Genomic DNA, 10,879 nt, shown 5'->3' with positions numbered 1-10,879 from the left:
CCGGCCCCCCACGGCCCCTCCCCCCGACGCCTGAATTAACATATGGCAACGCCCGCGGCGGAACCCACGACACCGTTCCTGACGTTGATCCTCGGGAGGTGCGACATGAAGGCGATCGACGTACGTGTGACGGGGCGGGTGCAGGGCGTCAGCTTCCGCCACTGGACAAAGGAGGAGGCCGAGCGCCGCGGACTCGTGGGCTGGGTGCGCAACAGCCGGGACGGCAGTGTGCTGGCCCATTTCGAAGGCCCCAAAGACCGGCTCGACGAGATGAAATCGGCGCTGGGGCAGGGGCCCTCGGCGGCGAGCGTGGTCGAGGTGATCGCGGTCTGCGCCGGCACCGTGGGGCTCGAGAAGTTCGAGGTCCGCTGAGCCATCTGGCGAACCGCGCGCCGGCCTGATACGGCCGGTGCATGGTTTTGTCCGACAATACCCGCGGCGCGCTGCTGATGATGGCGGCGATGACCGCCTTCACGCTCAACGACGCGTGCCTCAAGCTGATCTCCGGCCAGATCACCCCGATGCAGGCCGTCTTCCTGCGCGGCCTGCTCACCACCGCGCTGCTCGCCGTCGCCGCGCTCTGGAGCGGCGCGCTGCGGGTCCGGCTGGCCCGGCGCGACCTCGGCCTCGTGCTGCTGCGCGGCGTCGCCGAGGCGGCCGCCGCGTGGTTCTTCCTCACCGCGCTCTTCAACATGCCCCTCGCCGACATGACGGCGATCCTGCAGGCCCTGCCGCTGGCGGTGACGCTCGGCGCGGCGCTGGTGTTCGGCGAGAGCGTCGGCTGGAAGCGGGTCAGCGCGATCCTCGCCGGCTTCGTCGGGGTGCTGCTGATCGTGCGCCCCGGCTCCGACGTCTTCAGCGTCTATTCCCTGTTCGGCGTCGCCACCGTCTTCTGCGCCACCGTCCGCGATCTCGCCACCCGCCGCCTGTCGCGCGAGGTGCCCTCGCTGACCGTCACCCTCGCCTCGGCCAGCACCGTCACGGTGCTGGCGGCGCTGGTCGGGCTGGGCGAGGAGTGGGCGACGCCGACGCCGGGCGAGTACGGCATCATTGCGCTGTCGTCGGTGCTGGTGCTGATCGCCTACCTGACCGTCATCATGGCGATGCGCGTCGGCGACATCGCCCTCGTCGCGCCGTTCCGCTACACCGGGCTGCTGGTGGCGATCGTGCTCGGCCTCGTCGTCTTCGGCGACTGGCCCGACGCGCTGACCTGGACCGGCAGCGCCATCGTCGTCGGCTCCGGCCTGTTCGCCTTCTGGCGCGAGCGCCAGCTCGCCGTGCCGCGTCCGCGCGTGCCGCCGCGCTAGCTTGCCGCCCCGGCGCGGCGCGACTAGGGTCGGCGGCGGGGCGCAACAGGCGGGTTACATGGTTCAGCTTCTCGGTCTCTGCCGCTTCTCCTATCCCGCCGACGACCGCTCCTTCCAGAGCCAGCCCGGCGACCTCGCCAAGCGCCGCGCCGGGCTCTACGCCCCCGCCCGGCTCGAGCGGCGGCTGACCTGGTTCGAACACATCCTGCTCCCCGGCCTCGCCGCCCAGACCGATCCCGACTTCACCCTGCTGCTGCTGCTCGGCGACGACTTCCCGGAGCCCTACCGCACCCGCCTGCTCGATCTCGTCGCCCCGGTGCCCCAGATCCGCCCGGTGTTCCGCGCGCCCGACAACCACCGCAAGGTGTGCCGCGAGATCATGCGGGAGGCCCGCGATCCGGCGGCGGACTGGGTCGCCGAGTTCAAGATGGACGACGACGACGCCGTCGCCATCGACTACGTCGAGCACGTCCGGCGCGACTTCGAGCCGATGCGCCCGCTCGCCGAGGCGAACGGCCGCGTCGCGCTCGATCACCAGCGCGGCCTCGTGCTGCAGGCCGAGGGCGACGGCGTCGAGCTGTTCCCGCTGGTGGCGCGCTACTGGGGCGTCGCGCTGGCGCTGTGCCTGCGCCCCGACGACGAGCAGGCGGTGATGGACTTCCCGCACCACCGGGTCTGGTGGCGGATGTCGAGCCTGGCGCGGCACGAGCCGTTCATGTTCGTCCGCGGCAGCCACGGTACGAACGACTCCACCATCAACCTCAAGCAGACCATCACCCTGCCGACCCCGCCGCAGGCCGTGCAGCGCACGCTGGCCAACCGGTTCCGCATCGACCTGCCGGCCTTCCGCGCCGCGCTGCGCCGGCTCGAGGGGGCAGGGGCGTGAGCGACATCCAAGTCCTCGGCCTCTGCCGCTTCTCCTACCCCTCGGCCCCCGGCGGCTTCGAGGACGCCGCCACCTCGCTCGACGAGGTCCGCGCCCGCCTCTACGCGCCCGAGCGGATGGCGCTGCGCTTCCTGTGGTTCGAGCACGTCGCGCTGCCCTCGCTGATGCGCCAGAAGGACAAGGATTTCCGCGTCGTCGTCCTCGCCGGCGACCAGCTCCCCGAGAAGCACCGCGACCGGCTCCTGGCGCTGCTCGAGCGCCTGCCGCAGGCGGTGCCGGTGTTCATGGAGGAGGGCGAGAAGCACCGCGTCGCCTGCCGCCTCGCCATGCGCGCCCACCGCGATGCCGGCGCCCGCGCCGTCGCCGAGTTCCGCCTCGACGACGACGACGCGGTGGCGGAAATCTTCGTCGAGCGGGTGCGGCGGGTGTTCCGTCACGTCCGCCACCTGTTCGAGATGCGCCCGCGGGTGACGGTCGACTTCTGCCGCGGCCTGCTGCTGCGCGCCACGGAGGAGGGCCTCGACCTGCGCCCCGTCCTCGCCCAGCACTGGACGCCCGCGCTCGTCACCTACCGCGCCCCCGACGACGACGCGAGCCTGCTCGACGCGTTGCACACGAAGCTCTGGCGCAATATGCCGCAGCTGAGCCTGCCGCACCCGCTGATGTTCCTGCGCGGCGCCCACGAGGACAACGCCTCCAACCTCCACGGCCGCTGGGACAGGTTCGGCGGCTGGAAAGCCGGGAAGGCCGATCTGGATGCCTACGCCAGCGGCACCTTCGGCATCGATCTGCCGGGGCTGGAGGCCGCTCTGTCCGCTTGGAGAGCAAGCGTTGACAACCCCATTGATTCCCCCTAAAGAGCGCCCACTCGGGCTGGGGCCATTGTCCCGTCAGGCCTGAAAATCAGAGTTGAAGTGGTCATGATCCGGGTTCCGGCCCCGATCCTCTGAATGCCCACCGCGCCGATCCAAGCGGGGATCGGATGCGGGTGTTTGCGCTTTGCGGACGCGCATGGCGCTTGATGAAGAAACGGCGGTCTCTCGGGTCCGCGACACATGTGTAGGAAATCGGGGAAGAACGCCCAATGCCAACGATCCAGCAGCTGATCCGCAAGCCGCGGCAGCCGAAAGTCAAACGCTCCAAGTCCATGCACCTGGAACAGTGCCCGCAGAAGCGCGGCGTCTGCACCCGGGTCTACACGACCACGCCCAAGAAGCCGAACTCGGCCATGCGTAAGGTGGCCAAGGTGCGCCTGACCAACGGTTACGAGGTCATCAGCTACATCCCCGGTGAGAGCCACAACCTTCAGGAACACTCCGTCGTCCTGATCCGCGGCGGCCGGGTGAAAGACCTTCCCGGCGTTCGCTACCACATCCTGCGCGGCGTCCTCGACACCCAAGGCGTCAAGGACCGCAAGCAGCGCCGCTCGAAGTACGGCGCGAAGCGTCCGAAGTAAGAGGAAGAACAGATGTCCCGTCGTCACGCCGCCGAAAAGCGCGAAGTTCTCCCCGATGCCAAGTTCGGCGATCGGGTCCTGACCAAGTTCATGAACAATCTCATGGTCGACGGCAAGAAGTCCGTCGCCGAACGCATCGTCTACAACGCGTTCGACCGGGTCGAGAACCGCCTGAAGAAAGCGCCGGTGGAAGTTTTCCACGAGGCGCTCGACAACATCAAGCCGAGCCTCGAGGTCCGCTCCCGCCGGGTCGGCGGCGCGACCTACCAGGTCCCCGTCGAGGTCCGCCCCGAGCGCCGCGAGGCGCTGGCGATCCGCTGGCTCATCGCCGCCGCCAAGGCGCGCAACGAGAACACGATGGAAGAGCGCCTCGCCGGCGAGCTGCTGGATGCGGTCAACGGCCGCGGCACCGCCGTGAAGAAGCGTGAAGACACCCACAAGATGGCCGACGCCAACCGCGCGTTCAGCCACTACCGCTGGTAACCCAAGCCTAGGCTCGAAGGACTTTTTCCAATGGCCCGCGAATACACCCTCGACCGGTACCGGAACTTCGGGATCATGGCGCACATCGATGCAGGCAAGACCACCTGCACCGAGCGCATCCTGTTCTACACCGGCAAGTCCCACAAGCTCGGCGAAGTCCATGACGGCGCCGCCACGATGGACTGGATGGAGCAGGAGCAGGAGCGCGGGATCACCATCACGTCCGCCGCGACCACGACCTTCTGGTTCCGTACCGAAGACGGCGAGAACCCGACCGGCATCTACGGCGACACGCCGAAAGAGGCCTCGTTCCGCTTCAACATCATCGACACCCCCGGCCACGTCGACTTCACCATCGAGGTCGAGCGCTCGCTCGCCGTTCTCGATGGCGCCGTCGCCGTGCTCGACGCCAACGCCGGTGTCGAGCCCCAGACCGAGACCGTCTGGCGCCAGGCCGACCGCTACAAGGTTCCGCGGATCGTGTTCGTCAATAAGATGGACAAGATCGGCGCCGACTTTTTCAACTGCGTGAAGATGATCAAGGACCGCACCGGTGCCACCCCCGCGCCGATCCAGCTGCCCATCGGGGCCGAGGATCAGCTCGAGGGCATCATCGATCTCGTCACCATGAAGGAGTGGGTCTGGAGGGGCGAGGACCTCGGCGCGAGCTGGGTCATCCAGGACATCCGCGACGACATGAAGGCGCAGGCCGAAGAGTACCGCAACAACCTCATCGAGCTCGCCGTCGAGATGGACGACGACGCGATGGAAGCGTACCTCGAGGGCAACGAGCCCGACCTGCCGACCCTGCGCAGCCTGATCCGCAAGGGCACCCTGTCGATGACCTTCGTGCCGGTCCTCGCCGGCTCCGCGTTCAAGAACAAGGGCGTCCAGCCCCTGCTCAACGCGGTCATCGACTACCTGCCCGGCCCGCTCGACGTGCCGCCCTACATGGGCTTCGCGCCGGACGACGAGAGCGAGACCCGCAACATCGAGCGCAAGCCCGGTGACGACGAGCCCTTCGCCGGCCTCGCCTTCAAGATCATGAACGACCCGTTCGTCGGCTCGCTGACCTTCACCCGCATCTACTCGGGCCTGCTGGAAAAGGGCGGCTCCGTCCTGAACTCCACGAAGGGCAAGAAAGAGCGCGTCGGCCGCATGATGATGATGCACTCGAACTCCCGCGAGGAGATCGATTGGGCCGGCTCCGGCGACATCATCGCGCTGGCGGGCCTCAAGGACACCACCACCGGCGACACCCTGTGCGACGCGCAGAAGCCGGTCGTCCTCGAGACCATGACCTTCCCCGACCCGGTCATCGAGATCGCCGTCGAGCCCAAGACGAAGGCCGACCAGGAGAAGATGTCCCAGGGCCTGCAGCGGCTCGCCGCCGAAGACCCGTCCTTCCGCGTCGAGACCGACCTCGAGTCGGGCCAGACGATCATGAAGGGCATGGGCGAACTTCACCTCGACATCCTCGTCGACCGCCTCAAGCGCGAGTTCAAGGTCGAGGCCAACATCGGTGCGCCGCAGGTGGCCTACCGCGAGACGATCGGCCGCGAGATCGAGCACACCTACACCCACAAGAAGCAGTCGGGTGGTTCGGGCCAGTTCGCCGAGGTCAAGCTCATCATCTCCCCGACCGAGCCGGGCGAAGGCTATTCCTTCGAGTCCCGCATCGTCGGCGGCGCGGTGCCGAAGGAGTACATCCCCGGCGTCGAGAAGGGCATCAAGTCGGTCATGGATTCCGGTCCGCTCGCGGGCTTCCCGGTGATCGACTTCAAGGTCGCCCTCATCGACGGCAAGTTCCACGACGTGGACTCCTCGGTCCTGGCGTTCGAGATCGCCGCGCGGATGGCGATGCGCGAAGGTCTGCGCAAGGCCGGCGCCAAGCTGCTCGAGCCGATCATGAAGGTCGAGGTGGTGACCCCGGAAGAGTACACCGGCGGCATCATCGGCGACCTCACCTCGCGCCGTGGCATGGTCCAGGGCCAGGACACCCGCGGCAACGCCAACGTCATCAACGCGTTCGTGCCGCTGGCCAACATGTTCGGCTACATCAACACCCTGCGGTCGATGTCGTCGGGCCGGGCCAACTTCACCATGCTGTTCGACCACTACGAGGCCGTGCCGCAGAACATCTCGGAAGAGATCCAGTCCAAGTACGCCTAACGGGGCGGCGGGGGGTGAACCCCGCCCTACCCACCAACCGTAGGGCGGGGGCACCCCCGCCAACCCGACAAAGAAGGAGCCTGCCATGGGCAAGGAAAAGTTCGAGCGGTCCAAGCCGCACTGCAACATCGGCACGATCGGCCACGTCGACCACGGCAAGACGACGCTGACGGCGGCGATCACCAAGTACTTCGGTGACTTCCAGGCGTACGACCAGATCGACGGCGCGCCCGAGGAGAAGGCCCGCGGGATCACGATCTCGACGGCGCACGTGGAGTACGAGACCGACAACCGTCACTACGCCCACGTCGACTGCCCCGGCCACGCCGACTACGTCAAGAACATGATCACCGGCGCCGCCCAGATGGACGGCGCGATCCTGGTGGTGAACGCCGCCGACGGCCCGATGCCGCAGACGCGCGAGCACATCCTGCTCGGCCGCCAGGTCGGCATCCCGGCGATGGTGGTGTTCCTCAACAAGGTCGACCAGGTCGACGATCCCGAGCTGCTCGAGCTGGTCGAGATGGAAGTCCGCGAACTGCTGTCCGAGTACGAGTTCCCGGGCGACGACCTGCCGATCGTGGCCGGCTCGGCGCTCGCCGCCATGGAAGGCCGCGACGAGGAGATCGGCGAGAACAAGATCCGCGAGCTGATGGCCGCCGTGGACGAGTACATCCCGCAGCCCGAGCGCGCCGTCGACCAGCCGTTCCTGATGCCGATCGAGGACGTGTTCTCGATCTCCGGCCGCGGCACCGTGGTCACCGGCCGCGTCGAGCGTGGCGTGGTCAACGTGGGCGACGAGCTCGAGATCGTCGGCATCCGCGACACCAGGAAGACGACCTGCACGGGCGTCGAGATGTTCCGCAAGCTGCTGGATCGCGGCGAGGCGGGCGACAACATCGGTGCGCTGCTGCGCGGCATCGACCGTGACGGCGTCGAGCGGGGCCAGGTGCTCTGCAAGCCCGGCTCGGTGAAGCCGCACACGAAGTTCGAGGCCGAGGCCTACATCCTCACCAAGGACGAGGGTGGCCGCCACACGCCGTTCTTCGCCAACTACCGCCCGCAATTCTACTTCCGCACGACGGACGTGACCGGGACGGTGACGCTGGCCGAGGGCACCGAGATGGTGATGCCGGGCGACAACGTGTCGTTCAAGGTCGAGCTGATCGCGCCGATCGCGATGGAAGAGAAGCTCCGCTTCGCCATCCGCGAAGGCGGCCGCACCGTCGGCTCCGGCGTCGTGTCGAAGATCATCGAGTGAGCCATCGCCGGACGGCGTCCGCGCCGTCCGCACCGAGCTGCCGCGTAGGGTGCGCATTCATTGCGCACCCTGCGTTCCACACAAGACCCCTTACGTGGGCGGGCAATACCGCCGGTCCACCTCTTTGGGAATGACGCCGCGAAAGGCTGAGATACAATGGCAATCCAGAGCCAGAACATCCGCATCCGGCTGAAGGCCTTCGACTACCGCGTGCTGGATGCCAGCACCGCGGAGATCGTCCAGACCGCCAAGCGCACCGGCGCTTCGGTCCGTGGCCCGATTCCGCTGCCCAACAAGATCGAGAAGTTCACGGTTCTCCGTGGCCCCCACATCGACAAGAAGTCCCGCGACCAGTTCGAGATCCGCACCCACAAGCGGCTGCTCGACATCGTGGACCCGACGCCCCAGACCGTGGACGCGCTGATGAAGCTCGACCTCGCCGCCGGCGTCGACGTCGAGATCAAGGTGTAAGGAGGGCCATTCGAATGTTGCGCTCTGGAATCATCGCCAAGAAGGTCGGGATGACCCGCATCTTCCAGGAAGACGGCAAACAGATCCCCGTGACCGTGCTGCAGCTCGACAAGCTGCAGGTCGTCGCCAAGCGGACGGTCGAGACCGACGGCTACAGCGCCGTTCAGCTCGGCGCCGGCATCGCCAAGGCCAAGCGGACCTCCGCGCCCATGCGCGGCCACTTCGCCAAGGCCAACGTCGAGCCGAAGCGGAAGATCGCGGAATTCCGCGTCGCCGCCGAGAACCTGATCGAGGTCGGTGAGGAGATCACCGCCGACCACTACTTCGAAGGCCAGTACGTCGACGTGTCCGGCACGTCGATCGGCAAGGGCTTCGCCGGTGCCATGAAGCGGCACAATTTCGGCGGCCTGCGCGCCACGCACGGCGTCTCGATCAGCCACCGGAGCCACGGCTCCACCGGCCAGTGTCAGGACCCGGGCAAGGTCTTCAAGGGCAAGAAGATGGCCGGCCACATGGGGGCCGTGCGGGTGACCACGCAGAACCTGCAGGTCGTGCGCACCGACGCCGACCGTGGCCTGATCATGGTCAAGGGCGCGGTTCCCGGCTCCAAGGGCGGCTGGGTCACGGTCAAGGACGCGGTGAAGAAGCCGACGCCCGAGAACCTGGTCTACCCCGCCGCGCTGAAGTCGGCCGCCGACGAGGCCAAGCGCCTCGCCGAGGAAGCCGCCGCCCAGGCCGAGGCCGAGGCGAAGGCCGCCGAGGAAGCCGCCGCCGCCGAGCAGGCCGCTGCCGAGGAGGCCGCGCTGAAGGAAGCCGAGGCCCAGATCGAGGCCGAGAAGGAGACGGGCGCCGACGGTGAGGACGCGTCCAAAGGAGGCGACGATGAAAGCTGACGTCATCAAGCTGGACGGCGGCAAGGCCGGCTCGGTCGAGCTCGACGAGGAGCTCTTCGGGCTCGAGCCGCGCACCGACATCCTGCACCGCGTCGTGCGCTGGCAGCGCAACAACGCCCAGCAGGGCACGCACAAGGTCAAGACCCGTCGCGAGACGTCCTACTCGACCAAGAAGATCTATCGCCAGAAGGGCACCGGCGGCGCACGCCACGGTGACCGCAACGCGCCGATCTTCCGCAAGGGTGGCGTCTACAAGGGCCCGACCCCGCGCAGCCACGGTCACGAGCTGACCAAGAAGTTCCGCAAGCTCGGCCTGCGCCACGCGCTCTCGGCCAAGCAGAAGGCGGGCGAACTGGTGGTGATCGACACGATCGAGATCGCCGAGGCGAAGACGTCTCAGCTCGCCAAGCAGGTGAAGAATCTCGGCTGGAAGCGCGCGCTCGTCATCGACGGCGCCGCGGTCAACGAGGATTTCGCCAAGGCCGCGCGCAACCTCGCCAACCTGGACGTGCTGCCCTCCATGGGCGCCAACGTCTACGACATCCTGAAGTCGGACACGCTCGTGCTGACCAAGGCCGGTGTCGAAGCTCTGGAGGCTCGCCTGAAATGACCGCCAAGCCGGAACATTACGACGTGATCGTCAAGCCGCTGATCACCGAGAAGTCGACGATGACTTCCGAGAGCGGCGGCGTGGTCTTCGAGGTCGCCATCGACAGCTCGAAGCCGCAGATCAAGCAAGCGGTCGAGGAGCTCTTCGGCGTCAAGGTGAAGGCGGTCAACACCACCATCACCAAGGGCAAGCAGAAGCGCTTCCGCGGCCAGCTCGGTCGCCGCAAGGACGTCAAGAAGGCGTATGTCACTCTCGAAGAGGGCAACACCATTGACGTGACGACGGGCCTCTAATAGGAGAGCCCATCGCTCGGCCCCGGGATTCTCCGGGGCCGTGTGTTTTTCGGGAATGGCGGGCTCGCGGGCCGGCCGCTTCCGGAGCCCGACGGCGGCCTCGCGCCGCCGCGCATCGCCAGGGGACCTTCGGGGCCCTTCAACTGCCGGGTCGACCAGCGCCACGCGCCGCGAGATCCGCAAAGCAACGGAAAGACAGTAAACATGGCACTCAAGTCGTACAAGCCGACGACGCCTGGCCAGCGCGGGCTGGTTCTGATCGACCGTTCGGAGCTTTGGAAAGGTCGCCCGGTCAAGGCCCTCACCGAGGGTCTGACGAAGAACGGCGGCCGGAACAACACCGGACGGATCACCATGCGTCGCCGCGGCGGCGGGGCCAAGCGCCTCTACCGCATCGTCGATTTCAAGCGGACCAAGCGCGACGTCGAAGGCGTCGTCGTCCGGATCGAATACGACCCCAACCGCACCGCCTTCATCGCCCTGATCCAGTACACGGACGGCGAGCAGGCCTACATCCTCGCGCCCCAGCGGATCGCGGTGGGCGACAAGATCGTCGCCGGCACCAAGGTCGACATCAAGCCCGGCAACGCGATGCCGTTCTCGGGCATGCCGATCGGCACGATCGTCCACAACATCGAGCTGAAGCCCGGCAAGGGCGGCCAGATCGCGCGCGCCGCGGGCACCTACGCCCAGTTCGTCGGCCGCGACGGCGGCTACGCCCAGATCCGCCTCTCCTCGGGCGAGCTGCGCCTGGTACGCCAGGAATGCATGGCCACCGTCGGTGCCGTGTCCAACCCGGACAACAGCAACCAGAACCTCGGCAAGGCCGGGCGCAACCGCCACTACGGCAAGCGTCCCTCCGTCCGCGGCGTCGTCATGAACCCGGTCGACCACCCGCACGGCGGTGGTGAAGGCCGGACCTCGGGCGGCCGTCACCCGGTGACCCCGTGGGGCAAGCCCACCAAGGGCGCCCGGACCCGCAACAAGAAACAGGCGTCGCAGAAGCTGATCATCCGCTCGCGCCACGCGAAGAAGAAAGGGCGCTAA

The 10,879-nt window shown here is 67.6% G+C and carries 13 protein-coding genes; all 13 read left to right on the top strand.

All coding sequences use genetic code 11. The annotated features are described in order from the left end of the window. Positions 1 to 105: 105 nt before the first annotated feature. A complete protein-coding gene (locus OG2516_RS08450) occupies positions 106 to 372 on the top strand; it encodes an acylphosphatase (RefSeq protein ID WP_007255230.1) in 267 nt (88 codons plus the stop codon). A gap of 41 nt (positions 373 to 413) precedes the next feature. Further along, on the top strand, positions 414 to 1,307 hold the full coding sequence (locus OG2516_RS08445) for a DMT family transporter (protein ID WP_007255229.1): 894 nt from the start codon (positions 414 to 416) through the stop codon (positions 1,305 to 1,307). A gap of 58 nt (positions 1,308 to 1,365) precedes the next feature. Then, complete coding sequence (locus OG2516_RS08440; RefSeq protein WP_007255228.1) at positions 1,366 to 2,193, top strand: glycosyltransferase; 828 nt, start codon at positions 1,366 to 1,368, stop codon at positions 2,191 to 2,193. Then, positions 2,190 to 3,050, top strand: a complete 861-nt coding sequence (locus tag OG2516_RS08435) for a glycosyltransferase (protein WP_007255227.1) — start codon at positions 2,190 to 2,192, stop codon at positions 3,048 to 3,050. Before OG2516_RS08440 ends, OG2516_RS08435 begins: the two co-directional genes overlap by 4 nt. Before the next feature lie 227 nt (positions 3,051 to 3,277). Further along, positions 3,278 to 3,649, top strand: a complete 372-nt coding sequence (gene rpsL / locus OG2516_RS08430; protein WP_005980675.1) for a 30S ribosomal protein S12 — start codon at positions 3,278 to 3,280, stop codon at positions 3,647 to 3,649. Positions 3,650 to 3,661: 12 nt separating this feature from the next. Then, complete coding sequence (gene rpsG, locus OG2516_RS08425) at positions 3,662 to 4,132, top strand: 30S ribosomal protein S7 (protein WP_007255226.1); 471 nt, start codon at positions 3,662 to 3,664, stop codon at positions 4,130 to 4,132. A gap of 30 nt (positions 4,133 to 4,162) precedes the next feature. Beyond that, the gene (gene fusA / locus OG2516_RS08420; protein WP_007255225.1) at positions 4,163 to 6,304 is read left to right on the top strand and encodes an elongation factor G; all 2,142 of its coding nucleotides are present in this window, start codon (positions 4,163 to 4,165) and stop codon (positions 6,302 to 6,304) included. 85 nt (positions 6,305 to 6,389) lie between these two features. Next, positions 6,390 to 7,565 (top strand): elongation factor Tu, encoded by a 1,176-nt coding sequence (gene tuf / locus OG2516_RS08415; RefSeq protein WP_007255224.1) that lies wholly within the window; start codon positions 6,390 to 6,392, stop codon positions 7,563 to 7,565. Between the two features lie 162 nt (positions 7,566 to 7,727). Further along, on the top strand, positions 7,728 to 8,036 hold the full coding sequence (gene rpsJ, locus OG2516_RS08410; protein WP_040615709.1) for a 30S ribosomal protein S10: 309 nt from the start codon (positions 7,728 to 7,730) through the stop codon (positions 8,034 to 8,036). A gap of 14 nt (positions 8,037 to 8,050) precedes the next feature. After that, positions 8,051 to 8,929 carry a 50S ribosomal protein L3 gene (gene rplC, locus OG2516_RS08405; protein WP_007255221.1) on the top strand — a complete coding sequence of 293 codons (879 nt, stop codon included), beginning with the start codon at positions 8,051 to 8,053 and terminating at the stop codon, positions 8,927 to 8,929. Then, complete coding sequence (rplD, locus tag OG2516_RS08400) at positions 8,919 to 9,539, top strand: 50S ribosomal protein L4 (protein WP_007255220.1); 621 nt, start codon at positions 8,919 to 8,921, stop codon at positions 9,537 to 9,539. Before rplC ends, rplD begins: the two co-directional genes overlap by 11 nt. Next, complete coding sequence (locus OG2516_RS08395; protein ID WP_007255219.1) at positions 9,536 to 9,832, top strand: 50S ribosomal protein L23; 297 nt, start codon at positions 9,536 to 9,538, stop codon at positions 9,830 to 9,832. Before rplD ends, OG2516_RS08395 begins: the two co-directional genes overlap by 4 nt. Positions 9,833 to 10,036: 204 nt before the next feature. Further along, complete coding sequence (gene rplB, locus OG2516_RS08390) at positions 10,037 to 10,879, top strand: 50S ribosomal protein L2 (protein ID WP_007255218.1); 843 nt, start codon at positions 10,037 to 10,039, stop codon at positions 10,877 to 10,879.

Origin of the sequence: Oceanicola granulosus HTCC2516 (genome assembly GCF_000153305.1) — a bacterium.
In the GTDB taxonomy this organism is placed as follows: domain Bacteria; phylum Pseudomonadota; class Alphaproteobacteria; order Rhodobacterales; family Rhodobacteraceae; genus Oceanicola; species Oceanicola granulosus.
Note: the sequence above shows the minus strand (reverse complement) of the source record. Positions and strands in the feature narration are given on the sequence as shown.